This is a genomic window from Pseudoduganella rivuli (genome assembly GCF_009674485.1).
Taxonomy (GTDB): Bacteria; Pseudomonadota; Gammaproteobacteria; order Burkholderiales; family Burkholderiaceae_D; genus Rugamonas; species Rugamonas rivuli_B.
The window spans coordinates 17,212-40,665 of the sequence record NZ_WKJJ01000008.1 but is presented as its reverse complement, the minus strand read 5'-3'; the positions used below and the strand labels follow the sequence as shown (position 1 = coordinate 40,665).

The 23,454-nt window shown below is 63.3% G+C and carries 20 protein-coding genes and 2 tRNA genes; 11 read left to right on the top strand and 11 right to left on the bottom strand.

The window, feature by feature from the left end; translation table 11 throughout:
• Positions 1 to 69: 69 nt before the first annotated feature.
• The 4 genes from GJ700_RS34990 (at position 70) to GJ700_RS13785 (ending at position 4,528) form a co-directional block, all read left to right on the top strand.
• Positions 70 to 345: a hypothetical protein gene (locus GJ700_RS34990; RefSeq protein WP_195763896.1), complete on the top strand. Its 276-nt coding sequence runs from the start codon at positions 70 to 72 to the stop codon at positions 343 to 345.
• Positions 303 to 2,504 (top strand): xanthine dehydrogenase family protein molybdopterin-binding subunit, encoded by a 2,202-nt coding sequence (locus GJ700_RS13795; RefSeq protein WP_154374719.1) that lies wholly within the window; start codon positions 303 to 305, stop codon positions 2,502 to 2,504. The genes GJ700_RS34990 and GJ700_RS13795 overlap by 43 nt, the downstream gene beginning before the upstream one ends.
• 99 nt (positions 2,505 to 2,603) lie before the next feature.
• Entirely contained in the window at positions 2,604 to 3,476 is an 873-nt protein-coding gene (locus GJ700_RS13790; RefSeq protein WP_229506994.1) for an ABC transporter substrate-binding protein, read from the top strand.
• A gap of 98 nt (positions 3,477 to 3,574) precedes the next feature.
• Positions 3,575 to 4,528, top strand: a complete 954-nt coding sequence (locus tag GJ700_RS13785) for an MYG1 family protein (protein ID WP_154374715.1) — start codon at positions 3,575 to 3,577, stop codon at positions 4,526 to 4,528.
• Positions 4,529 to 4,551: 23 nt separating this feature from the next.
• On the opposite strand, the gene GJ700_RS13780 is transcribed toward GJ700_RS13785, so the two are convergent.
• The 7 genes from GJ700_RS13780 to GJ700_RS13750 all read right to left on the bottom strand — a co-directional run bounded on the left by GJ700_RS13780 (position 4,552) and on the right by GJ700_RS13750 (position 9,472).
• The gene (locus tag GJ700_RS13780; RefSeq protein WP_154374713.1) at positions 4,552 to 4,770 is read right to left on the bottom strand and encodes a hypothetical protein; all 219 of its coding nucleotides are present in this window, start codon (positions 4,768 to 4,770) and stop codon (positions 4,552 to 4,554) included.
• The gene (locus GJ700_RS13775; protein WP_154374711.1) at positions 4,767 to 5,198 is read right to left on the bottom strand and encodes a VOC family protein; all 432 of its coding nucleotides are present in this window, start codon (positions 5,196 to 5,198) and stop codon (positions 4,767 to 4,769) included. Before GJ700_RS13775 ends, GJ700_RS13780 begins: the two co-directional genes overlap by 4 nt.
• 22 nt (positions 5,199 to 5,220) lie before the next feature.
• Positions 5,221 to 5,673 carry a helix-turn-helix transcriptional regulator gene (locus GJ700_RS13770; protein WP_154374709.1) on the bottom strand — a complete coding sequence of 151 codons (453 nt, stop codon included), beginning with the start codon at positions 5,671 to 5,673 and terminating at the stop codon, positions 5,221 to 5,223.
• A 130-nt stretch (positions 5,674 to 5,803) separates the two neighbouring features.
• Positions 5,804 to 6,976, bottom strand: a complete 1,173-nt coding sequence (gene tcuB, locus GJ700_RS13765; protein WP_154374706.1) for a tricarballylate utilization 4Fe-4S protein TcuB — start codon at positions 6,974 to 6,976, stop codon at positions 5,804 to 5,806.
• A complete protein-coding gene (gene tcuA, locus GJ700_RS13760; protein WP_154374704.1) occupies positions 6,963 to 8,369 on the bottom strand; it encodes an FAD-dependent tricarballylate dehydrogenase TcuA in 1,407 nt (468 codons plus the stop codon). Before tcuA ends, tcuB begins: the two co-directional genes overlap by 14 nt.
• A gap of 77 nt (positions 8,370 to 8,446) precedes the next feature.
• On the bottom strand, positions 8,447 to 9,373 hold the full coding sequence (locus tag GJ700_RS13755) for a LysR family transcriptional regulator (RefSeq protein WP_154374702.1): 927 nt from the start codon (positions 9,371 to 9,373) through the stop codon (positions 8,447 to 8,449).
• Positions 9,374 to 9,396: 23 nt separating this feature from the next.
• Positions 9,397 to 9,472: transfer RNA gene (locus GJ700_RS13750), tRNA-Phe, on the bottom strand.
• Between the two features lie 177 nt (positions 9,473 to 9,649).
• Between GJ700_RS13750 and GJ700_RS13745 the strand changes: the two genes are divergently transcribed.
• The gene (locus GJ700_RS13745) at positions 9,650 to 11,476 is read left to right on the top strand and encodes an ABC transporter ATP-binding protein/permease (RefSeq protein ID WP_154374700.1); all 1,827 of its coding nucleotides are present in this window, start codon (positions 9,650 to 9,652) and stop codon (positions 11,474 to 11,476) included.
• 59 nt (positions 11,477 to 11,535) lie between these two features.
• Here GJ700_RS13745 and GJ700_RS13740 read toward each other — a convergent pair whose 3' ends face one another.
• From GJ700_RS13740 to GJ700_RS13730, 3 genes are all read right to left on the bottom strand, one after another.
• Positions 11,536 to 14,010 (bottom strand): methyl-accepting chemotaxis protein, encoded by a 2,475-nt coding sequence (locus tag GJ700_RS13740; protein ID WP_371867949.1) that lies wholly within the window; start codon positions 14,008 to 14,010, stop codon positions 11,536 to 11,538.
• Between the two features lie 297 nt (positions 14,011 to 14,307).
• The gene (locus GJ700_RS13735; RefSeq protein ID WP_154374698.1) at positions 14,308 to 15,006 is read right to left on the bottom strand and encodes a hypothetical protein; all 699 of its coding nucleotides are present in this window, start codon (positions 15,004 to 15,006) and stop codon (positions 14,308 to 14,310) included.
• Positions 15,007 to 15,117: 111 nt separating this feature from the next.
• A complete protein-coding gene (locus tag GJ700_RS13730) occupies positions 15,118 to 16,440 on the bottom strand; it encodes a S8 family serine peptidase (protein ID WP_229506993.1) in 1,323 nt (440 codons plus the stop codon).
• Between the two features lie 89 nt (positions 16,441 to 16,529).
• Here GJ700_RS13730 and GJ700_RS13725 point away from each other — a divergent pair, with 89 nt between their 5' ends.
• The 3 genes from GJ700_RS13725 to GJ700_RS13715 all read left to right on the top strand — a co-directional run bounded on the left by GJ700_RS13725 (position 16,530) and on the right by GJ700_RS13715 (position 20,515).
• Positions 16,530 to 17,030 carry an RNA polymerase sigma factor gene (locus tag GJ700_RS13725; RefSeq protein WP_154374695.1) on the top strand — a complete coding sequence of 167 codons (501 nt, stop codon included), beginning with the start codon at positions 16,530 to 16,532 and terminating at the stop codon, positions 17,028 to 17,030.
• Positions 17,027 to 17,800: an anti-sigma factor gene (locus tag GJ700_RS13720; protein ID WP_154374694.1), complete on the top strand. Its 774-nt coding sequence runs from the start codon at positions 17,027 to 17,029 to the stop codon at positions 17,798 to 17,800. Before GJ700_RS13725 ends, GJ700_RS13720 begins: the two co-directional genes overlap by 4 nt.
• Positions 17,801 to 17,962: 162 nt before the next feature.
• Complete coding sequence (locus tag GJ700_RS13715; protein WP_154374692.1) at positions 17,963 to 20,515, top strand: DUF4214 domain-containing protein; 2,553 nt, start codon at positions 17,963 to 17,965, stop codon at positions 20,513 to 20,515.
• 179 nt (positions 20,516 to 20,694) lie between these two features.
• On the opposite strand, the gene GJ700_RS13710 is transcribed toward GJ700_RS13715, so the two are convergent.
• A tRNA-Phe gene (locus GJ700_RS13710) sits at positions 20,695 to 20,770 on the bottom strand.
• A 156-nt stretch (positions 20,771 to 20,926) separates the two neighbouring features.
• On the opposite strand from GJ700_RS13710, the gene GJ700_RS13705 reads away from it, so the two are divergent.
• From GJ700_RS13705 to GJ700_RS13695, 3 genes are all read left to right on the top strand, one after another.
• Complete coding sequence (locus GJ700_RS13705; RefSeq protein ID WP_371867948.1) at positions 20,927 to 22,147, top strand: FAD-dependent monooxygenase; 1,221 nt, start codon at positions 20,927 to 20,929, stop codon at positions 22,145 to 22,147.
• A gap of 10 nt (positions 22,148 to 22,157) precedes the next feature.
• Positions 22,158 to 22,883, top strand: coding sequence for a DsbC family protein (locus GJ700_RS13700; protein WP_154374688.1), 726 nt, complete (start codon positions 22,158 to 22,160; stop codon positions 22,881 to 22,883).
• A 107-nt stretch (positions 22,884 to 22,990) separates the two neighbouring features.
• Positions 22,991 to 23,452: a (2Fe-2S)-binding protein gene (locus GJ700_RS13695; protein WP_154374686.1), complete on the top strand. Its 462-nt coding sequence runs from the start codon at positions 22,991 to 22,993 to the stop codon at positions 23,450 to 23,452.
• Positions 23,453 to 23,454 lie beyond the last annotated feature (2 nt).

Below are 23,454 nucleotides of genomic sequence, written 5' to 3'. Positions count from 1 at the left end.
ATCTGTGCTTGAACGCCAGCGGCGAACAATGCCAGCAAATGAGCTGACCTGACTTGATGAAGCAAGATCATGTCGGTTTCCACCCTAACAGTATTTCCCAAAATTATACGGGTGGTATTGATCGCCTTGACGCAATTGGGCAAATTCGAAATGGGCGCTGAGGAAATTCATTCGCGGCAGTCCGGGATGGAAGATTTTGCAACGCGATCTGGTGAAATTCGTAACTTGGCCCATCTGGCCGATGCGTATGATTTTGCGATCGTCCCCCGGTCCGGCGGACAAAACAGTCTACGGAGCGGCGCATGCGAAGCAAGTGGATCAACCATGCGGCATTGCCGCGCGTAACCCCGGGCGCCATTTCGCGCCGCGGCTTTCTCAAGGCGGGCACGGTTGCCGGCAGCGGGCTGATACTGGGCTTTGTCATTCCCGACGCCAGCCGTTTGGCGGAGGCGGGCGACGCGGCCACGCCGCCCGCGCCCAACGCATTCCTGCGCATCGCACCCGATGGCGCCGTCACCGTGATGGTCAACCGTCTCGAGTTCGGGCAGGGCGTGCAGACCGCACTGCCGATGCTGATCGCCGAAGAACTGGACGCCGACTGGAAGCAGGTACGCGGCGAGCTGGCGCCGGCCGATGGCGCCTATAAAGATCCGCGCTTCGGCATTCAAATGACGGGCGGTTCGATCTCGGTGGCGCATTCGTTTACCCACTATCGGGAAACCGGCGCCCGCGCCCGCGCGATGCTCGTTGCCGCCGCCGCCCAACGCTGGCAAGTCAGCCCGGAACAGTGCCGCACGGCCAGGGGAGTGGTCTTCGGTCCCGGTGGCCGCCAGGCCAGCTACGGCGCGCTGGCCGATGCTGCCATGAGGCAGCCGGTGCCGGCCACTGTCCGGCTGAAGGACGCCTGGGCGTTCCACTACATTGGCAAACCGGCCGGGCGGCTCGATGCACGCGCCAAGTCGAACGGCGCGCAGCAGTTCGGTATCGACTTTACACTGCCTGGTGCAAAGGTGGCCGTAGTCGCCAGGCCGCCGGTATTCGGCGCCAGGGCCGCCAGCGTGGACGCCAGCAAAGCGAAGGCCGTCAAGGGCGTGATCGACGTGATCGAAGTGGCGACCTGCTGCGGCGGCCGTGGCATGGCGGTGATCGCGGATGGTTATTGGCCCGCGACGCAGGGCCGCAACGCGCTGGTGATCGATTGGGATACCAGTGCGGTTGAAAAGGTCAGTTCGGTCCAGCAGATGGACGCTTACCACGCACTCGCCAACAGCCAGGGCACATCGGCCATGGCGGCGGATGTCGGCAAGCTGGCGGCGGCGCCCCGGAAGATCTCGGCGGTCTATGAATTCCCTTACCTGGCGCACGCACCGCTGGAGCCGCTCAACTGCCTGGTCGATCTCAAGCCGGATCACTGCACCGTATGGGCTGGTTCGCAGTTCCAGACCTTTGACCATGCCGCTATCGTCGCCACCACCGGCCTCAAGCCGGAGCAGGTGGTCTTGAACACCATGACGTCCGGCGGCAGCTTCGGGCGCCGCGGGGTACCCACGTCGGACGAACTGATCGAAGCGGTCAATATCGCCAAGGCGTTCTGGCGCGGTCCGCTGAAAGTGATGTGGAGCCGCGAAGACGACATCCAGGGCGGCTACTATCGCCCATCGCATGTGCACAAGGTCGATATCGGCCTGGATGAACGAGGCGGCGTCCTGGCCTGGAATCATGTGATCGTTGGCCAGTCCATCAGCGCCGGGACGCCATTCGAACCGGCGCTGGTGAAGAACGGTGTCGACGCCACGACGATCGAGGGTGTCGGTGAAACCTATGCCTTGCCGGTGAACCTGTCGGTGCATCACGTCAAGGCCAATGTACCGGTGCTGTGGTGGCGTGCCGCAGCGTCGTCCCACACCGCCTTTGTCATGGAGACGCTGCTGGACGAAGCCGCCCATGCGGCCGGGATCGATCCCGTGATCTACCGCCGCAAGTTGCTGGACGGGAAACGTCCGCGTCACCTGGCCGCGCTCGACCTGGCGGTCGCACGATCCGGCTATGGCAAGAAAAAGCTGCCCAAGGGCCATGGCTGGGGCGTGGCGCTGCATGGCGTGTCCGGCAGCGTGGTGGCCTACGTGGTGGAAGCGTCGCTGAGGGACGGTGTGCCCCGGCTGCACAAGGTCACGGCCGGGGTGCATTGTGGCATCGCGGTCAATCCCCTGACGATCGAGGCGCAGGTACAGGGGGCGGTGCTGATGGCCGTCGGCACCACCCTGCCGGGTTCCGCCATCACGCTCAAGGATGGTGTCGTCGAACAGCGCAATTTCGACGGCTACGCCGTGGCGCGCATGCCCGACATGCCGCTGGTGGAAGTGTGCATCGTGCCATCGAACGACCCGCCGGCCGGCGTTGGCGAGGCGGGCCTGCCGCCGCTGGCGCCGGCCTTCGCCAACGCCATCTTCGGCCTCACCGGCAAGCGCCTGCGTAAATTACCGTTTGACTTCGGGCCGGCATAAGGCGGGCGCCCGGGCGTACAATGGCACATCATGAAAAAACGGATATTCCTCTTTCTCGGGTGTGTCGTGTTTTCCCTGTGTCCGGCGTATGGCGGGGACTTGAATATTGTCTTCATACCGAAGTCGCGTGACCAGGATTTCTGGACTTTCATGCGGCAGGGCGTTGACCGCGCGGTGCGCGAAGCCGGGCAGGTGCAACTGACCTGGCGCGGCCCGGCCCATAACGATGACATCGATTCCCAGATCGAGATCCTGCGCCTGTATTCCCGGCCGGATGTCGATGCCATCATCATTGCCCCGACCGACCGCAGCAGGCTGGCCGACCCCGTCAAACAAGCCGCGGCGCTGGGCGTCAAGGTGGTCGCGGTGGATTCCGCGCTGGACGGCAACGCGCACGTTAACTTCGTCACCACCAACAATTACGCGGCGGGCAAGCTGGCGGCGCAACACATGTCCGGCCTGCTGAACGGGAAGGGCACGGTGCTGGTGCAGCGTACGATTGCGGGTAGCGGCTCGACGGACGACCGGGCCAACGGCTTTGTCGATTACCTGAAAAAGAATGCGCCGCACATCACGATCGTGGCTGATGAATATGGCGGCGGCACCCGCGGCAAGGCGGCGCGCAGCGCAGCGCTGTTATTGGAAAAGCACCCCAATGTCGACGGTATTTTTGCTGTCAATGAATCGACCAGCGATGGGATGCTGCGGGCGCTGCGGCAAGCGGGGCTGGGCGGGATCAAGAAATTTGTCGGCTTCGATACCACCGATTTCCTGCTGGACGGACTGAAGAAGAAGGACATCCATGGCCTGGTGGTGCAGGACCCCCGCCAGATGGGGTATTTGTCCATGAAAGCAGCGGTGGCCGCCGCAAAGGGGGCGCCTGTCAAGGACCCCGTCATTCTCACCGACGCGGTGATGGTTACCCGGGATACCTATCAAAATCCGGAGATCCAGGCATTGCTGGTCCCATAGGCCGTTTGGATTAACGCGCGCCCGGGACGTCAATCCCGGTATGATCTGGCCTGTCTTACATGCCGGTGTGCATGGTTGAGTAACGGGATAGGAATGCTATGGTGATCGTGACGCATAGCGGCAAATTCCACGCGGACGATGCGTGGGCAGTCGCTGTATTGAATATCGTATTTCCCGGATGTGACATCATCCGGACGCGCGACGCTGCCGCGATCGAGGCAGCGGACTTTGCCGTCGATGTGGGCGGCATCTGGGATCCGGCTTCCGGCCGCTTCGATCACCACCAAAAGGGTTTTAGCGGGGCAAGGCAATCCGGTGTGCCCTATGCCAGCGCGGGGTTGGTGTGGCGGGAATATGGCGCGCGCTGCGTCGCCATGCTGGCCGCCGAACATGCGGGATGCCAGTTGCCAGACGACAAGGCGCGTGAAATTGCCTATGCCATCGATGCCGATATCGTTCAATACCTGGACTTGTCGGACGTCGGTGTCGCGAAAAGTGCGCCCGGCAGTTATGGGCTCTCCGCCGTGGTCTCGGGCTACAACACGAACTGGCTCGATGAACAAAGGCTGGGCTATGGCGAAGCCGCGGAAGCCTACCGGATGGCGCAATTCCGGCGCGCGATGGCGGTGTTGGCCGACTCCATGGTCAATGCCGTGAAATACCGGGTGGGGGCGATGCTGGCGGTGGAGCAGGTGCGCAACGCGCAAGTGCTGGAGGGCGGTAAATTGTTATTCCTGGAAAACGGGGCGCTGCCCTGGAGCCAGGTGGTGCGCAGGGAAATGCCGAAAGTATTGTTCGTCATCAGCCACAGCATTGCCGAGCAGCGCTACATGCTGCACACCGTCCCGCTGAACACGGAAAGTTTCGATGCGCGCGCCGACTTGCCCGAGGCGTGGGCCGGATTACGCGACGCGGAACTGGCCGCCGTGACCGGCGTGCCGGATGCGGGTTTTTGCCACAACGGCAGGTTTATCGCATCGGCCAAGTCGTATGCGGGGGCGCATGCGATGGCGCTGCTGGCGCTGGACGATGTAACAAAAGCGCCATCCTGAAGTGGCGCTGGTTGAACGACGCGTCAGGCCGCTCTCCTGCCGCGCTTGCCCATATAGGGCAGTGCGAACAGGTAGAGGCCGGAAAACAGCATCAGGAACAGTGGCGGCAGCGGCGCATAGGTGATCCACGGCGATGGTTCGCCTGCGTGCATCGCCCTTGCGGCGAAGTTGGCCAGCACGGTCGCGGTGAAAACGATGGCCAGCCAGCGGTGGCTTTGCCGTATCCAGTCGGGCCGGCTCATTGCGCTGTCCCCGCATCCGCTTTCGCCGGCGCTTCGATCATCTTCCATCCGTTGCCGGACGGGTCCCGGAAGCCGGCATCGACTTTGCCGTAGCGGTCCATGGGTTGCTGGGTAAATTCCACGCCGCAGGCATGCAGGCGTTCGTACGCTGCACGGCAGTTGTCCACGGTGAGGACCAGTGGCGGCATGGCCCCTTTCGCCACCATTTCATTGAGGGTCTGCGCGGTGGCGGCGTCATGCACCGGCGGTCCGGGTTTGAACAAGCCCAGCTGGAACGATGGCTGGTCGGGATGCTGCACCGTCAGCCAACGATAGTGTCCGTTCTGAACGTCGGTATGGACCACGAATCCCAGCTTGCCGACGTAGAACGCCAGCGCTTCGTCCTGGTCGCGCACATAGATACCGGCCACATTGATACTTTGAGTCATATCGCCTCCTTGGAAAATGAGGCTACAGTTTGCCAGCGGCCTTGATGCGCCGCTTCTCCAAAACTGCGATATTGAGGTCCGGCCGCTGTGCGCTGCGCGCGACGCATTCGGGAATCTGCTCGCCGGTCTGCGGCTGCGAGCGGGCATGCGAGCGCAGCTCGCCCGGGCTGGCGCCGGTGATGTCCCGGAAAATGCGGCCAAAGGTGCCCAGGCTGGTCCAGCCGGTTTGCAGGGCGATGTCGGTAATCGGCAGGTCGGTGTCGCGCAACAGTGCGGTGGCGCGCTCGATGCGGCGGGTCAGCAGGTAGCGATGGGGCGGCAAGCCGAAGGCTTTCTTGAATTCGCGCGCAAAATAGGCGGCCGAGACCGCGCTCACCTCGGCCAGGCGTTGCACCGGCCACTCCTCATGGGGAGCGCCGTCCATCCGGTCTTTCGCACGTAGCAAGCGCCGCAGCAGCAGGGGACTCTGGGTCATCGTCTCTTATTGACAGGCTGACAATTTGTCAGTGTATGCAGTGAGCGGAACACTGTCCAGCAGAAACACTTCCGCTGGTAAAACAACGCCCAGGAAAGGTTGAAGGACGATTCCCAGCGGATGGCTTGGACTACTGGCTTCCCAACTGAAGGCGGTCCGGCTGCCGTTTCTCGATGGCCCACTTGAGCAGTGCTGCGCTTCTGAAAACACCATGGGAAAACTTCCCGTAAGGCAGTGTGGCGAACAACGCCATGACGGCGGCCAGGTGGATGCACAGGACCGGCGGCAAATAGGGCGTCGCACGGGCCAGCATCAAGCCCAATCCGCTCAGCGCGATGAGGAAAAGCAGTGCGATGAAGCCCAAATCCATCGGCTTCTGAATCTTGTCACCCAGCAGCGGATGCCGGCGCAGGTTCAGCGAGAACAGGCCTGTCGTACCGGCCAATAAGGAGACCCCGCCTGCAATGCCGAGCAGCTTGGGGATCGTGGTGTAACCGTAAGGCGCTGCCCAGCCGAACAGGTAGTGATACAGCGTGGCGACGCCGGTGGCGGCGAAACACAGCATGAAGCCGTAAAACGTAAAATGGTGGAAGCGACGGCGCGCGAGTGTGTAAGCGTCATCCGCGTTATGGCATCCATCGCCATGTCCACCATCCAGATATTTCAGCCGCAGCACCTTATCGACTGCATCCCCCATGGATTCCCATGAAGCCTGGCCAGGCGAGACATCGCGCCAGAACTTCCGGACGCCAAGGCCAAGTGCCAGCGCGGCGAACAGGAAGACTGGCGCAAACAGGCTCACCATCAAGTGATGCGGGAAGATGGCGTAGAAGCCCGCTCCAGGGAGCACGTTGAAGAGCGAACCTCGAAGACCGGCAGCCAGGGCCAGGAACAGCGTCAACGCCGAAACCAGTGCGACGGAAAGCATCAAGCCATTGCGCTTGTACAGTGCACCGAGCGCCGGCGGCCACGCATAGTCCGAGTAAGTCTCTACGCGTACCTTGGCCATAGCCTGTGGCACGTTGACCGCGAATTCGTGCGGAGGCGCATATTGGCATGCGTGCAGACACGCGCCGCAGTTATGGCAAAGGTTGGCGAGATAGTGAATGTCAGCCTTCACAAACTCCAGCCGCCGCGTCATGGCGGGGAACACTGCGCAAAACCCTTCGCAGTACCGGCAGGAATTGCAGATCGTCATCTGACGACTCACTTCAGCCTCGTTGGCGCTGAGGATAGGGATAACGGGATAGGCAGGGGCAGCGAGTGCTCGGCCCTCGCGAATGATGGCTTCAAGCTGCTGCATGGTTTGCTTTCTGTGTGGCGGCTTTGGCAGCCTGGGTACCCGCAATGCGGCCGAAGGCTGTACCAATGGACATGCCGACTCCCGCCGTATAGCCTTGGCCAAGTACGTTTCCTGCCATCATTTCGCCCGCGACGAAGAGGTTGGGGCTGGGGCATCCGTTGAAATGGACCGCGGCCTCTTCATTGACCTTGAGCCCGAGGTAAGTAAAGGTGATGCCTGGCCTGAGCGCATAGCCATGGAATGGCGGTGTATCGATGGGGCGCGCCCAGTGGGTTTTTGGGGGCATCAAGTCCTGGGTGTGACAGTGGTCCAGCACGGTGTGGTCGAAATCGTTTGGCTGGCACGCGGCGTTATAGTCCGCCATCGTCTTCACAAAGGCTTCCTGCGGCAACCCAAGCTTCAACGCCAATTCCGGTAACGAGCTCGCGGTAACGCCTGGGAAAACCGGGGGCATGAATCGACCGATCGCCTTCTGGTCGATGATCGAGTAGGCAATCTGGCCGGGCTGCCTGGCGACGAGGCGGCCCCATATCGCATAACGCTTCGGCCAGAAGTCCTCGCCCTCGTCATGGAAGCGGGCGCCATCGCGATTCACAACGATGCCAAGCGAGACGCAATCGATGCGGGTGCAAATGCCACCGTCATATAAGGGGGCGCGCGCATCGATCGCCACCATGTGCGCCTGTGTCGGGTCGCCAATCGCGTCGGCTCCGGCGCTGATCATATGCTTGAGAAGTATGCCTTCGTTGAAACGCGTGCCGCGGATCAGGAAATTGTCCGAAGGCCATTCACCGCGTTCGTTTTGGCCCCACGCATCGCGCAGCCAGTCCCGATTCGATTCGAAGCCTCCAGCCGCAAGTACGCAACTCTTGGCCGGGATGAGCTGCCCGTCAGCCGTAAAGGCGGCAACGAAACGGCCGTCGTCGAGTTCCAGTGAAGCCACTGGCGTGGCATATCGGATTTGTACGCCAAGCCGCTCGGCGCTGCGATAGTACGCGTTGACCAGCGCCTTGCCACCCCCCATGAAGAACGCATTCGTGCGTGCGACGTGCAACGCTCCCGACAGCGGCGGCTGGAAGCGCACGCCGTGACGACGCATCCAGTCGCGACAGGTGGATGAAGCACGAATCACCAGCCGGGCGAGCTTTTCATTGGTCATCCCGCCCGTGACCTTGAGCAAGTCCTGCCAATATTCCTCTTCGGGATAGGCATCGACCAGGACATCTTGCGGTGCCTCGTGCATGCATCGCAAGTTGCGTGTGTGTTGAGAATTCCCCCCGCGCCACGTGCGCGGTGATGCTTCGAGCATGAGTACGGAAGCACCGGCCTCGCGCGCCATCAGCGCTGCGCAAAGGGCTGCATTACCTCCGCCAATGACCAACACGTCCACCATTTGTTTTCCTCCTGATTGGAAAACAATGGTAGGTGAAGCCATTCATGCCAGGTAGTACCCTCGCCAGCAAGACCTCTTTACGATTCGTGAAGACTCGCACCCGGCCAAGCTGCCTTGGCCACGAGTTCCCGCACCACATCCCTGAGAACAATACGGGAGGCGAGCACGGCCGGGGATAGCTCGTCCTCGGGAAGACTGGCAAGGAGATTGCGGCGGCGCAGTCCTCTTTCCGCCAGTTCGGCCAATCGGATCTCTGAAGCAGGCAAGCGCGTTGTGGCAGCGCCAGGTTGTATCGTCGCGGCCAGGCCCGAGCGAACCACGTCCATCAAAATCGCCAAACCATCGACCTCTGCGACGATATTGGGCTTGCACCTGGCCTGCGCGAATGCCGTCGAAACGATTGCCCTCAGCCCATGCGTACCGCTGGGCATGACCAGCGGCAATGCGAGGATGTCTTTAATCCGAACCTTTTTGGCGGCCGGCATGCCGGTCAAGGAGGATGCCCCAATAACGAACAGGCGTTCATCGAGAAGTGGAATGGCATGTGGATGGCTTGCCGCGTCGGTTTCGAATAGGACCGCAAGATCCAGTTGCCGCGCGTTGAGCATGGCTGACAGATTGCCCGACAGGCTCTCGACCAGTCTCAAACTGATGTCCGGATAGCGTTGACGCAACGCGTTCATGAACGGCAATGCGAGGACGGACGCCGTGGAAGGTGCGAGTCCGACACTGACATGACCGGCCAACCTTGCTTGCTGTGCGACCCGCATGGCTTCATCGGCATGCCGCAAGGCCAGCTGCGCTTGACGCCAAAACGCCAGTCCCGCGTCTGTCGGCGCAATGCCCGTCGTTGTCCGGCGCAGGAGACGGGTCGACAGCTCGCTTTCGAGCCGGCTGATTTGCTGACTCAGTGTTGACGTGACGACGCCCAAGTCCGCAGCCGCACGCCCCATACTTCCAAGCTCGACCACGCGCACGAAGTATCGCAGTTGCCTCAGTTCCATAGTAGAGCTATCTCAGCAATTCCTGGTGGCCCGGGGCGGAATCGAACCACCGACACAAGGATTTTCAATCCTCTGCTCTACCAACTGAGCTACCAGGCCAAGGTCTGGCATTATAGCAAATGGGAAATCCGCCTGTTGCAAATCGTTGCTATGTCTGTTTCCGCACTGAATAGATGTGTACCCGGTGGGATGCTTGGCTGGCGGCAAAGGCAGGCATGATTTGCCGGTCCCGCCAATCCGACCCGGGCCGACCACGACAGCGAATGGAGCAAGACCATGGCTACCACCTCTTCCGCCGGCACCGCCGCCCCTGAAGATCCGGCGCCGCCCGGGAAACGTATCCGATCCGCCCGCCTGTCGCTCGCCGCGTGGCGGCAGTTCGTCAATGTGGCGAAACCCTATTGGCTGGAAGAGGAAAGGAAGAAAGCCTGGGCCCTGCTGTTGCTGCTGGTGGTCCTGATGCTGCTCGAGACTAAATTCGCCGTCATGCTGAACAATCAGGCCGGCGAGATGACGTCGGCGCTGGCGGCCAGGGATGGCGGCCGTTTCTGGAGCACGGTGCGGGCCTGCCTGCTGGTCCTGGCGTTCGCCGTGCCGGTCTACGCTTTCTATTACTACATGCGCGACTTGTTCGCCAACCAGTGGCGGCGCTGGCTGACCGGCCGTTTTCTCGACGGCTACCTCACAGGCCGCAAGTACTACATGCTGGGCACCGACAGCGAAATCGACAATCCCGACCAGCGTATCAGCGAAGACATCAACACGTTCACCGGCCGGTCGATTCACTTCCTGCTGATTTTCCTGGGCTCGATCATGCAACTGGTGGCATTCAGCACGGTGCTCTGGTCGATTTCACACTTGCTGGTCGGGGTGTTGGCGGTGTATGCATTGATGGGCACCACGATTGCCCTCTATGTATTCGGCAACCCGCTGATTCAGTTGAATTTCTGGCAATTGCGGCGCGAAGCGGATTTCCGCTTCAGCCTGATGCGCGTACGCGAAAACGCCGAATCCATCGCTTTTTACCGGGGCGAGGCGCAGGAGCGGTCGCACATCGACGGCAAGCTCGACAAGGTCATCACTAATTTCTCGAAGCTGATCACGAAACAGCGTTCCCTCAACCTGTTCCAGCGCACGTTCAGCCAACTGACGCTGGTGCTGCCGGGTGTGATCCTGGCGGAACGCGTCCTGTCGGGTGAGCTGGAAGTCGGCCGGGCGATTCAGGCGGCCGGGGCATTTACTGCGGTGCTGGGCGCGGTGGCGGTCATTGTCGATAATTTCGAGAGCCTGAGCCGCTTCGTGGCGGGGATCAGCCGCCTCCAGGCCCTGTCGGACCTGGTACTGCCCGATGCGCAAGCGGAAACCGCGGCAGGCAGCACGCCGCGCATCGAGTTACGTCCGGCCGGGCACCTTGCGCTGGAATCGGTCACGCTGCATCCGCCGCAATCGGAGCGGGTGCTGATCAAGGAACTGAGCCTGGTGTTGAAACCGGGCGATGCCCTGCTCATCACCGGCGACAGCGGTTGCGGCAAAAGCTCGCTGTTGCGCGCCATCGCAGGCTTGTGGCATACCGGCAGCGGCGTCATTCATCGCCCGCCGCTGGAAGACTGCTTCTTCCTGCCCCAGCAGCCCTACCTGCAGCCCGGCACGCTGCGCAGCCAGTTGCTGTACCCGAGCGCGCAATCCGCCCTGGACGACGAGCAATTGCTGGAAATCCTGCAGCAAGTCCATTTGCCCCACCTGGCGGAGCGGATGGGCGGGCTGGATGCGGTGCAGGACTGGGAAAAACTGTTGTCGGTGGGCGAACAGCAACGCCTGGCCTTCGCCCGCGTGCTGGTGCATGCGCCTGGCACCATCATCCTCGATGAAGCGACCAGCGCGCTGGACAGCGGCAACGAATCGTCGCTCTATGCGCGCCTGCGCGAAAGTGGTGCAACGCTGATCAGTATCGCGCATCGTCCCGGCGTGCTGCGTTACCACACCCACGTGCTGCAACTGCTGGGGGAGGGCGCATGGGCGCTGCATGATGCCGCAGACTATCAATTCGACGCGCCGCCCGCGCCACAGCCGGCACAGCCGCACGCGGTGGCTGCCGTCGCGTAGGCGGTCCTGAAGCATTCCCGGTGGCCCAGGCGAAAGGGGCCGGGTCAGCCCGCCCCCGGCTAGAATCGCGTGAATTGCGTGTCATCCGGAGACAGATACAGCTTGTTTGCCGGCGTGGATGCGAACTTGCGAACGCCAGCCTTGCCGCTGGTTTCCCGGCCAGCCACCGGCGCGCTACGCGCCAATGATATGGTGCCGGGATGTTTCGCTTCAGCGAGCTTAAAGAACGAAATCGTCTGCTTTAACTGCTCGGCCTGTTCGCTCATTTCCTCAGCGGTGGCTGCCAGCTCTTCTGAACTCGACGCATTTTGCTGCGTGGAATGGCTCAACTGCCCCACCGCCGCATTGATCTGGCCGGCTCCGCTCGACTGTTCTTCCGACGCCGCGGTAATTTCCTGCACCAGGTCTGACGTACGCTTGATGTTCGGCACCATTTCATCCAGCAGCTTGCCGGCCATCTCCGCCAGTTTCACGCTGTTGATCGCCACTTCGCCAATTTCCTGCGCCGCCACCTGGCTGCGTTCGGCCAGTTTGCGCACTTCGGCCGCCACCACCGCGAAGCCCTTGCCGTGTTCGCCTGCCCGCGCCGCTTCGATAGCCGCATTCAGGGCCAGCAGATTGGTCTGGTAAGCAATGTCGTCGATGATGCTGATCTTCCTGGCGATCTGGTTCATCGCCGAAACCGTTTCCTTGACGGCCGCGCCGCCCTGCGTCGCTTCTTGTGCGGCCTTGGTTGCAATGCCGTCGGTGATCTTGGCGTTATCGGTATTTTGCGAGATCGAGGCTGTGATCTGCTCGATCGAGGCGCTGGTCTGTTCGACACCGGCGGCCTGTTCGCTGGCTGCCTGCGACAGTGCCTGCGCGGTAGCGCTGACTTCTTCCGACGCACTGGCAAGCGCGTCGGCTCCGCACGCGACCTCATTGACGACCTCCGCCAGTTTGCAGGCCATGCTGTTGACGGCGTTCTTCAGTTCGGCAAAGGCGCCCAGGTAGTCGCCCTGGATGGATTGCGTTAAATCGCCAGTTTCCATTCCTCCCAGCACCTGCTGCACTTCACGCAGCGGGATGACGATGGCGTCCAGCGCGTTGTTCACGCCTTCGACGATGCGCCTGAAGTCGCCGTTATGCCTGCTAGCGTCCGCGCGTGTGTCAAGCTGGCCCGCTTGGGCTGCCTTGGCCAGTTTGCCCGTGTCGTCAATCAAGGCCATCAGGTTCGCACGTACCTGCTCGATGGTGTGATTGATGAACGCCTTCTTGCCGGGGAAGGTCTCCAGCGGCGCACTGAAGTCGCCCTCGCCAAAGGACTTCACGCAAGCCATGGCTTTTTTCTTCACGGCGATATGGCCCGCCACCATGTTGTTGATGCCTTGCGCCATGGTGCGGAAATCGCCTTCGAACTTCTGGGCATCGATCATGACGTCGATGTCGCCCTTGTCGTGCTCTGAGGACATTTTGTTCATCTCGTCAATCATGCCCTTGAGGTTGCCGCGTACCTGCTCGATGGTATCGTTGATGAACGCCTTCTTTCCAGGCAGTTTTTCCATTGGGGCGTCGAAATTGCCGCGGCCGAACTCCCTGACCACTCCCATGGCTGTCTTTTTGACGGCAATGTGCGCGCCGACCATCGCGTTGATGCCCTGCGCCATGGTACGGAAATCACCTTCGAACTTCTGTGCATCGATCGTGACATCGATGTCGCCCTTGTCATGTTCGGCCGACATCCGGTTGATCTCGGCAATCAATCCCTTGAGGTTGCCCCGCACCTGATCGATGGTATCGTTGATGAACGCCTTCTTGCCGGGCAGCCTGTCGATTTGGGCATCGAAATTGCCGCGGCCGAATTCCTTGAACACGCCCATGGCTGTCTTTTTGACGGCAATGTGCGCGCCCACCATCGCGTTGATGCTTTGCGCCATGGTGCGGAAATCACCTTCGAACTGCTGCACATTGATCGTCACGTCGATGTCGCCCTTGTCATGCTCCGCCGACATCCTGTTGATCTCGGCAATTAAGCCCCTGAGGTTGCCCCGCACCTGGTTGATCGTGTCGTTGATGAACGCTTTTTTGCCGGGCAGTTTGTCCATCGGGGCGTCGAAATTACCCCGGCCGAATTCCTTGATCACGTCCATGGCCATCTTTTTTGTGGCGATGTGGGCGCCGACCATTGTGTTGACGCCTTGTGCCATCGTGCGGAATTCACCGTCGAATTTTTGTGCATCGAGCGTCACGTCGATGTCGCCCTTGTCGTGTTCCGCGCGCATCCGGTCCATGTCAGCGCGGATCGCCTGCAGGTTGTCCAGCAAGCGGTTGACTGCGGCGCCTGTCTTGCCCACGGCTGGCGGCAAGGCGCCAGTGTCGACCCGCTGGGAAAAATCGCCAGCCGCCGCCGCGCTGACGATGCGCGTCAGGTTATGCTCGATAGCTTCGGCGAATGCAGTCTGTTCAAGTGCCAACTGCCGGGATGTCTTGACCTGAATCATGTGATTTCCTTTCCGAGCATGTGAAAGGGCGCGCAGGAGGGAGCGCGATCGCATTGAGATCGGGGCGTGTTAGGTGCCGCCGCGGCCGCCTGCTGGGCGCAGGCTGGACGCATCATTGCGCATTTACGGATCCAAATATACTTTATTTTGTAGGAGAAATCCCACCGGTGTCGGATATTTCGTTGGCACGTTGCTGTTGAGCATATAGAAAGACGTTTTCTGGTCGCGTAGTTCCACGCACTCCGGCGCCGGCCACATTCGCGAATCCGGGAATTCATGGAGCCCCAATGGGCCGGCGCAAGGATTTTAATCAGGACGCCAGGGGAACGTGCGCCCTGGTCTCCAGGGAGTTCACATGGCGCCGCTGCCACTATCCTTGCCGGCCTTACTGCCCGGGCCGGCGGTGCCGTTCGCCGCGCCATTCGCTGAGCCGCTGGTGCCGGCCGACGGTTGGGCGCCCGCCGCCGCGCCACCGATAGCGCGTGCACCGTCGGCCGCCGCTGCCTTGCCGCCCTTGGCGGAAGACGCGACCGTTGCCGCGCTGGTCTGGGTGTAGCCGCGGGTATTGTCGGTCTGGGACCTGGCGCCGTCGCGCAGTGGCTGCACCGCGCCGCGTGCACCTTGCGCCACGCTGTCCGGCAGGGCGGCATGGTTGCCGCTGTCGGCGCTGACCGCACCCTCGGCGGCGCCGTTGCCACTGGCGCTGCCGGTTGCGCCGTTGGCAACGGGTTGCACCAGCGCGGCGTTCTTCATCACGTTGCCGGCCAGCGAACCGGAAGCCGCACCATTGCCGCCGGCTTCGCCATTGGCGCTGCGCGGCTTGCGCAGTTCATCGGTATTGATGGCATTGGTGGCTGAACGCGTGCGCTCCAGCGCGTCGCCACGGCCGGCAAAGGATGTCATGCCGCTCAATTGGCCGCCGAAGCTGCCGGAACCTCCGATGATGCCGCCGACGGCGCCGCCCCGTCCCAGCAACTGGGCCTGGGCCGAGCACGCGATACCGAGGGACAGGGCGATGATCAATGGTTTGGCGATGGTGACGTTTTTCATGATGGTTCTCCTGGTTGGCGCCGCAGACCGTCTGCGGCTGTTGCAAGGAAAACGTCCGCCCTCGGCGGTTTAATCCATCGCCCTGAAAATTTTTTTGGTTTTTTTTGCCTGTCAGCGGAAAGATGCCGGATCGGTGCGGAACGCCGTCCCCAGCACGCCATATCCAATGTCATTGCTGCGGGCGCCTGCCGCCATGCCGGTGGCGGACTCGGCCAGCCTGGCGATTGCCGCCTTGGCCGTGTGCGGCGCGGGCGGCCCCAGTCCACGGGACAGCAGCGCCGCCACCAGCGGCGCCGCGAACGAGGTACCCCGCACGGTGCGGTAAGGCGGTGCGCCGATGGCGGCGCTGACCATCTGGCTGCCGGGCGCCGCGAACATCACTTGCGGACCGCGTGCCGCTTCCGGCAGCGGCCGCCCCTGCCTGTCGACGCCGCTGACGCCGATCACGCCTGGATAGCTGGCCGGATACAACGGCGGCGCGGCCGGCCCATCATTGCCGACCGCGGCGACCAGCAGGTGGCCGCGCTGCACCATGTTGCGCACCACGCGTTCGAGGATCTGGTTAGGCGGTCCGACCAGGCTGAGATTGATTGCCGCGACTTGCTCGCGCGCCAGCCAGTCCAGCGCGGCGGCAATGCGCGCGGCCGACCCGCCGCTGCCGCTGTCACAATATATGTCCGCCGCATACAGCGTGGCTTGCGGCGCGGCGCCCTGGAAGCGCGCCGAGCGGCCCACCATCAAGGCCGCCACCGCCGTGCCATGCGCGCTGGGATGGGGGCCGTCGTCGCAACCCCATCGCACGATGGCGGCATCGGCGAATACTTCATGGCCGCGCTCGATGCCGCTGTCGACCAGCCCGACCCGCGATGCCCCGGCGGCCGCGCCGGGAGCGGCCGGAACGCTGTCGGTGCCGGTGGATGGCGCCAGCTCCCGGGGCGCGGCGCCGCTGCCGGTATAGATATGGTTGTAATCATAGGCGCCCTCGGGATCCGCGGCGCGCAGGCGTTCCAGTGTGGCGGCCATGTCCGCGCCGGCGGGCAGGTGCAAGACCAGGACGCCATCGGCGCCGCCGCCGGTCACGGCCAGACCGTCCGCGCGCGCCATGTCCAGTCCTTGCGGGCTGGCCGGCCACGCGAGGATTTGGCGCCGTACCACCGGCTCGCCGCGCGGGTCGGCTTCCAGCACGTCGCGGTGCCATTTCAGCAAGTCGCCAACCTGCTTCAGGCGCAAGCCGCGCAAATCGCCAAGATCGCTGCGGTCCAGCAGCCGCTGGCCGCCGCGCAGCAGGGGACTGCCCAACTGGTCTTGCAACTGCGGCAGTTGCGGCAGTTGCAATGGCGGCAAGCGCAGTTGCGCGTGGGCGCTGCAGGTGACGAGTGCGCAGGCCAACGCGGTGATGAGTGGTTTGATCGGCATCATGGCTGGTCGGATCATTATATAGTGGCTGTACTTTGTACCTGTTGAGCAGGAAAACGTACGGGACAGGGATTAAAATCCATGGCGCCAGCGTTTACCTGTTATCCATGACCGATCACGCCATCAATCATGACATCGCGGCCCTGCTGCCGCGCCTGCGCCGCTTCGCCCGCACCCTGGTGTACCACCGCGAGGATGCGGATGACCTGGTGCAGGCCGCGATTGAGCGCGCATTGGCGCGCAGCGGGCAATGGGAGCCCGGTACGCGGCTCGACAGCTGGATGTTCAGGATCATCAAGAATGCCTGGATCGATGAGGTGCGCTCGCGCATGCGGCGCGACCGGCTGTTTGCGCCGGAAGAAGCGGGCGAACATGTCGGCGACGGTTACGCGGAAGCGCATCAGCAGCGCATGGCGATCGAAAAGGCGGTCAGCATGCTGTCGGACGAGCACCGTATGGTGGTCGCACTGGTGCTGGTGGACGGCATGCCGTACAAGGAGGCGGCCGAGGTGCTGGAAATCCCCATGGGGACGCTGACCAGCCGGCTGGTACGCGCCCGCGCGGCATTGCAGGAATTATTATCCGATCAAGCGAGGACAGTGAAATGAGCCTTTCCGATGAAACCCTGATGGCGTATGCCGACGGCGAACTGGCGCAGCCGGAGTGCGAGGAAGTCGAACGCGCCATGCGCGGCGACCCGGAAGTGGCCGCCCGGGTGGCGCGCCACCAGGCGCTGCGCGCGGACGTGTTTGGCGCGTTTGCACCGGTGCTGGACGAACCATTGCCTGCGCGCCTGACGGCCGCCGCGCTGCCGGGCAAGGTGGCCGATCTGGCCGCGGTCCGCGCAAGCGGGAGTGGCCCGGCCGAGGCGGCGGCGGTCCCGCCCGATCCCCGCGCGCCGCGCCGTGGCTGGTCATGGGCCGAGTGGGGAGGCATGGCCGCCTCGCTGGCGGTCGGGGTGCTGGCCGGCAGCATGCTGCTCGGCGGCAATCAGTCCCAGTCCGGCATTGCCAGTGCCGATGGCGCGCTGGTGGCCACGGGGGCGTTGGCGGAGGCCCTGACCAGCCAGCTGGCCGGCAGCGCGCCCGGTGGCGCCAACGTCACGATCGGCGTCAGCTTTGCCGCCAGGGATGGCGCCTTTTGCCGCAGCTTCCGCATCGGGACGGCGGCGGGCCTGGCGTGCCGCAACGGCGCACAATGGACCCTGCCGGTGATGGCCGAAGCGGAGCGGGGCGCCGCTGGCGACTACCGGCAGGCTGCCAGCGCCATGCCGGCCGTGGTGCTGGAAGCGATCGACGCCCGCATCGCGGGTCCGGCGCTGGATGCGGAGGGGGAGCGGGCTGCGCGGCAAGATGGCTGGGTACGGCGGGGAAAATAAAGAAAGGATCTTCGGGCATCGACGCTAAAGGCGAGGCCGACGGCGCGGGATATTGTTACGGCAGCGGTCCCCATGGCGCGTGGCGCCACTGCCGGCGGCGTGCAAATAAAATGTTGCAATCCGGCATGACAGGCGTAAGCTGGCAAGAAAAGGAGCGCCGCCATGGTCACCCGCTACACTGCCGCCATTGAAAAACTGTATGTAGCGTATTTCAATCGCCCCGCCGATGTGGCCGGCCTGGCGTACTGGGAAGCCGTGGTGGCGGCTTCCGGCGGCGATACCCGTGCCGTATCGCAAGCGTTTGCCCAGTCTCCGGAATACGCCGGCTTGATCGGAGCGCGGACACCTGCCGAGGTGGTGGACAGCGTCTACCTGAACCTGTTTGGCCGCCATGCGGAAGCTGCCGGGCTGGCCTTCTGGACCGGCTTGTACGAGGCGGGCGCAATAGGCGCCGCCGACGTGGTGGCGGTGCTGGCCGATGCGGCGGCAGGCCAGGATGCGGACGCCGTGGCTAACAAGGTCCGGGTGGCGACCCGCTTTACCGAGGCGCTGGCGTCTTCCGACCATCCGGGCGCCTATAACGGCGCCGCTGCGCTGGCCTACGCCAAGAAGTTCCTGGCCGGCGTGACCGATGACGCGTCGGCCCTGGCCGCCGGCGCTGCGCTGGAGGGGGCGGTCCACGCGACCGCGAGCCTGGGCAGCGCCCATGCGCTCGACAGCCAGGGCGCGCCATCGGTGGCCGCCGTGCCCCTGGTGCCGGCAGCGCATCCGTTCGTGCCCGACCCATCGATTGCGCCGGGCAGCGTGGACTCCAGCAAGTTCATGGCGCTGCTCCAATGCAGTGTGTCCTGGTACGGCAAATTCATCCAGCAAGCCCCCAACGGGACGCCGCTGACGGTCACGTACAGCTTCATGACGGGCGTGCCCGATTACTACAATGAGTATGCCTATAGCCACCAGCCCAACCTGGCGCGCGTGGCGGGCTTCGAAGCCTTCGACAGTGCGCAGATGGATGCGGCGCGCGCGATTTTCCGCGTGCTGGCGCAGGCCACCGGCCTGTCGTTCCAGGAAGTGCCTGCCGCGCTGGGCGCCGACATTGCACTGGGCATGCGCGACATGAACCTCAATACCGGCGGCACCGCCTACGAACCGGGCGTGGACGATGGTCTCAGTAACGACAATCCCAAATCGCTGGACAACCTGGACCAGGAGGGCACCTATGGCGATGTCTTCCTGAACGCGCAGCTCATGCGCGATGCTGCCATGCAACCGGGCAGCGAAGGCTATTACGTGTTGCTGCATGAGATAGGTCACGCACTGGGCCTGAAGCATGCGGTGGTGTCGGACGGCGGCCTGACGCTGGCCGAGGACAACCAGGACTATACGGTCATGACGGCGTCGTATGATCCGGGCGGCCGGTTTGCCGCGCATTACGGCGCCTATGACCTGGCAGCGCTGCAATACCTGTATGGCACCGATGCCGGCGAAACAGCGCAGCGCGCCGGCACCAGCACGGTGTTTGACGGCGCGGCCATGACCATCACGGCTGCCGCGGCAGGCGGCACGCTGCTGGGCACCTCGCTCACGGACCATATGCATGGCGGTGCGGGGGCCGACGCCATGTGGGGACGCGGCGGCGATGATGTCCTGGCTGGTGGCGCCGGCAACGATACGCTCGATGGCGGCATCGGCAACGACGTACTGTTGGGCGGCAGCGGCGACGACAGCCTGCAGGGCAGCTGGGGCGCCGACCGCCTCGACGGCGGAGCCGGCATCGACACGGTCAATGGCGGCGACGGCAGCGACGTGCTGGTCGCCAGCGGCGATGGCGACACCCTGATCGGCGGCGACTGGGCGCCGTCGGGCGTTCCCGATACGGTGGACTACAGCGCCGCCGGCGCCGGCGTGACGGTGCTCCTGTCCGGCGCCATCGTCACCAACACGACCGAATACCACTTCGACGGCACCCGCGGATATGCGCACGTGACGGGCAGCGGGCAGGTGGCCGGCATGGCGCTGCACGACACGCTGGTCAACATCAACGGTGTGATCGGCACGGCTTTTGACGATTATCTGTCCGATAGCGCCACGACGTTTTATTTCGACGAAATCCTCGATGGCGGTGCAGGCAACGATACGCTGGTCAGCCACGGCGGCGGCAACTACGGCTACAGCACGCGCGATACCCTGATCGGCGGCGCTGGCGACGACCGCTATGTGTTGTCGATCGTGTCCCTGGACGACAGCGCGGTCAGCATCGTCGAAGCGCCCGGCCAGGGCCATGACGTGATTGATATCACGGGCGGCAAGGCCGTGCTGACGGTGCCGGCCAATGTGGAAGACGTCATCTGCGGCGCCAACGCCACCGTGGAGCTGACCGGCAACGCGCTGGACAACCGCCTCGCCGGCGGTGGCGGACACGATGTGCTGCGTGGCGGCGATGGCAACGATACGCTTGCCGGCGGCGATGGCTCTGACACCCTCACCGGCGGCGCTGGCGCCGACCGCTTCGTGTATGCGCCGGCTGCCGGCGGCGGTGCGCAGCATGACGTGATCACGGATTTCAACGGCGGGCAGGGCGACCGCATCGTGTTGACCGGCGTGGTGGTGGCGTCGGTGGGCGCGGCAGGCGCCAATGTGCTGTTGACGCTGTCCGACGGCGTCACCATCGAACTGGCCGGCATTGCCGCGTTCGATCCGGTCTGGCTGGGCTGAGCGCCGGCCTCCACATGGACACTTGGGAAGTCCAATCGCTCAACCCCGACCGATCGGACGATTCGGACGGTTGCGCGACAGTGGGAAGGTGAGCCGGAAATAGACCGGACACGAGGACTTCTTGCTGCGGAAACAAAAACGCCGATCAGCATGGATCGGCGTTTCGCGAAGGATATTCTTGGTGGCCCGGGGCGGAATCGAACCACCGACACAAGGATTTTCAATCCTCTGCTCTACCAACTGAGCTACCAGGCCAAGAGCCAGCTATTATAGCCACTCTTTGAAAGAATGCAAGGGCCGATGCATAAAATTCTTGAGGCGAGCGCGGATTGATACGCGGCGCATCGCCACCGACACAATCCCGACCGTCGTACTGGCCCTCTGCCCGCGCGCAGGGTGGCCCCCTATATAATGCGGGACATGAATAATCCCACCACCTCCACCCGGCGGCAGCGCAGCGGCATTTGCATCGTCGGCAATGGCGCGGTCGCCAAGGCGGCGGCGCTCGGGTTCGCCCAGGCCGGGCAGAGCGTCACCCTGCTCACTCCTGCCGCGTCCGCCCCGCCGCCCGCCAGCGGCAATTGGGATGTGCGCGTGTATGCGCTCAACCACACGGCTTACCATTTGTTGTCAGCCTTGAAAGTATGGGGCGCGCTCGACGCGGCCCGTGTCGCGCCGGTCGACGCCATGCAAGTGTTTGGCGACGGCGGCCAGCCCGGCGGCCTGAATTTCGATGCGTATGGCGCCCACACGGGCACGCTGGCGTGGATCGTCGAAGATTCCAACCTGAACCAGGCGCTCGATGCGGCGCTGCGCTTTGCCAGCAATGTCACGATGGTGGCGGGCAAGGCCGTCGAACTGCGGTGCGACGCCGATAGCGCCAGTGTCAGGCTGGCGGACGGTTCCGCCATCGACGCGGAACTGGTGATCGGCGCGGACGGCGCGGAATCGTGGGTGCGCGGCCAGTGCGATATCGGCATGGATTACCGCTCGTACGGGCAGCGTGCCATCGTCACCAACTTCCATTGCGAGCGCCCGCACCATGGCGTGGCGCACCAGTGGTTCACGGGCGAAGAGGGCATCGTGGCGCTGTTGCCGCTGCCCGGCGACATGGTGTCGCTGGTGTGGTCGGCGCCGGACATGTTGGCCGAATCGCTGGCGGACAAGCCGGCCTCCGTGCTGGCCGAGCGCCTGTCCCAGTATGCCCACGATAAATTGGGCAAACTCACGCCCGTGCAGCCAGAGTTGGTGCGCGCGTTCCCGCTGCGGCTGATGCGTCCCCATTCGATGGTGGCGAACCGCGTGGCGCTGGTGGGCGACGCGGCCCACGTGGTGCACCCGCTGGCGGGCCACGGCATGAACCTGGGCTTTGGCGACGTGGCGGACCTGGTGCGCATCGTTTCGGAGCGCGAAGCGCACCGCGGCATTGGCGACGAACGCGTGCTGGCCCGCTATGCGCGCGCCCGCAAGGAAGACGTGCTGTTGATGCAACTGGCCACCGACGGGCTGGAGCGCCTGTTCGGCATCGGTTTCGAGCCGGTGCGCGTGGCGCGTAATTTAGGATTAAACTTGTTGGATAAGTTGCCGGTACTCAAACGCCGGCTTATTTCACATGCCCTCGGCAAGTTGTAACGGAGAACAAATGAAATTCAGCAAGACCGCAGTATTGGTCGCATCGGCCCTGGTGGCGGCCTGTGTCGGCGCCGAGACATCCGTCGAAGCCACGATCAAGAAGAATATCGAACCGCGCCTGGGCAATGGCGTGAAAGTGGACGGCATCAAGGAAACCCCGTATTCCGGCCTGTATGAAGTGCGCATCGGCGGCGACGTGCATTACACGGACAAGACGGGCACTTACCTGTTCATGGGCCAGATCATCAATCTGAAAACCCAGACCAATGTGACGCAGGAACGCATCGACGAACTCAACAAGATCAAGTTCTCAGACCTGCCGCTGGAAATGGCGCTGAAAACCGTCAAGGGCAACGGCAAGCGCGTCATCGCGATTTTCGAAGATCCGAACTGTGGCTATTGCAAGCGCTTCCGCCAGAATACGCTGAAGGAAGTGGACAACGTCACGATCTACACGTTCATGTACAACATCCTGTCGCCGGATTCGTTCACCAAGTCGAAAAACATCTGGTGCGCGGCGGACCGCAACAAGGCATGGGATGACTGGATGTTGTCCGGGAAAGTCGCGCCAGTGGCGCCGGCCGGCTGCAATACGCCGAACGATGAAGTGCTGGCGCTGGGCCAGAAGCTGCGCATCAACGGCACCCCCAATATCTTCTTCGCGGACGGCAGCCGCGTGCCGGGGGCAATCGATCTGAAATCGCTGGAAGCCAAACTGGCAACGGTCAAGCAGTAAGCAGCAGTTCATCCGCAGTGCAGTGTTACCCGGGGGCCGCATACACGCGGCCCGTGTCGTATTGTGCGTATTGTGTTCTTACGAGTTCTTAACGAGGGAGTTTGCCGATGATTACCTTGAATATCAATGGACGCGACATGCAGGTGGATGCCGATCCATCGACGCCCGTCCTGTGGGCGCTGCGTGACAACCTGAATATGACCGGCACCAAGTTCGGCTGCGGCGCGGCGCTGTGCGGCGCCTGCACCGTGCACCTGGACGGCGCGCCGATCCGCTCCTGCATCACGCCGATTTCCGCCATCACGGCAGGCCAGAAAATCACCACCATCGAAGCCATGGAAGCGGACCGCGTCGGCAAGGCGGTGCAGGATGCGTGGGTCAAGCACGACGTGCCGCAATGCGGCTACTGCCAGAGCGGCCAGGTGATGAGCGCCACCGCGCTGCTGCGCACCAATAAGACCCCTACCGACGCCGACATCGACAATGCCATGAGCGGCAATATCTGCCGCTGCGGTACCTATCAGCGCATCCGCGCCGCCATCAAGGACGCCGCCAAAACCATCGCCTGAAC

Excerpts from the sequence above, each read along its gene's own strand:
- GJ700_RS34990 (WP_195763896.1), top strand. The coding sequence starts at position 70 with ATGTCGGTTTCCACCCTAACAGTATTTCCCAAAATTATACGGGTGGTA.
- GJ700_RS13795 (WP_154374719.1), top strand. The coding sequence starts at position 303 with ATGCGAAGCAAGTGGATCAACCATGCGGCATTGCCGCGCGTAACCCCG.
- GJ700_RS13785 (WP_154374715.1), top strand. The coding sequence starts at position 3,575 with ATGGTGATCGTGACGCATAGCGGCAAATTCCACGCGGACGATGCGTGG.
- GJ700_RS13780 (WP_154374713.1), bottom strand. The coding sequence starts at position 4,770 with ATGAGCCGGCCCGACTGGATACGGCAAAGCCACCGCTGGCTGGCCATC.
- GJ700_RS13775 (WP_154374711.1), bottom strand. The coding sequence starts at position 5,198 with ATGACTCAAAGTATCAATGTGGCCGGTATCTATGTGCGCGACCAGGAC.
- GJ700_RS13770 (WP_154374709.1), bottom strand. The coding sequence starts at position 5,673 with ATGACCCAGAGTCCCCTGCTGCTGCGGCGCTTGCTACGTGCGAAAGAC.
- tcuB (WP_154374706.1), bottom strand. The coding sequence starts at position 6,976 with ATGCAGCAGCTTGAAGCCATCATTCGCGAGGGCCGAGCACTCGCTGCC.
- tcuA (WP_154374704.1), bottom strand. The coding sequence starts at position 8,369 with ATGGTGGACGTGTTGGTCATTGGCGGAGGTAATGCAGCCCTTTGCGCA.
- GJ700_RS13755 (WP_154374702.1), bottom strand. The coding sequence starts at position 9,373 with ATGGAACTGAGGCAACTGCGATACTTCGTGCGCGTGGTCGAGCTTGGA.
- GJ700_RS13745 (WP_154374700.1), top strand. The coding sequence starts at position 9,650 with ATGGCTACCACCTCTTCCGCCGGCACCGCCGCCCCTGAAGATCCGGCG.
- GJ700_RS13740 (WP_371867949.1), bottom strand. The coding sequence starts at position 14,010 with ATGCGATCGCGCTCCCTCCTGCGCGCCCTTTCACATGCTCGGAAAGGA.
- GJ700_RS13735 (WP_154374698.1), bottom strand. The coding sequence starts at position 15,006 with ATGAAAAACGTCACCATCGCCAAACCATTGATCATCGCCCTGTCCCTC.
- GJ700_RS13730 (WP_229506993.1), bottom strand. The coding sequence starts at position 16,440 with ATGATCCGACCAGCCATGATGCCGATCAAACCACTCATCACCGCGTTG.
- GJ700_RS13725 (WP_154374695.1), top strand. The coding sequence starts at position 16,530 with ATGACCGATCACGCCATCAATCATGACATCGCGGCCCTGCTGCCGCGC.
- GJ700_RS13720 (WP_154374694.1), top strand. The coding sequence starts at position 17,027 with ATGAGCCTTTCCGATGAAACCCTGATGGCGTATGCCGACGGCGAACTG.
- GJ700_RS13715 (WP_154374692.1), top strand. The coding sequence starts at position 17,963 with ATGGTCACCCGCTACACTGCCGCCATTGAAAAACTGTATGTAGCGTAT.
- GJ700_RS13705 (WP_371867948.1), top strand. The coding sequence starts at position 20,927 with ATGCGGGACATGAATAATCCCACCACCTCCACCCGGCGGCAGCGCAGC.
- GJ700_RS13700 (WP_154374688.1), top strand. The coding sequence starts at position 22,158 with ATGAAATTCAGCAAGACCGCAGTATTGGTCGCATCGGCCCTGGTGGCG.
- GJ700_RS13695 (WP_154374686.1), top strand. The coding sequence starts at position 22,991 with ATGATTACCTTGAATATCAATGGACGCGACATGCAGGTGGATGCCGAT.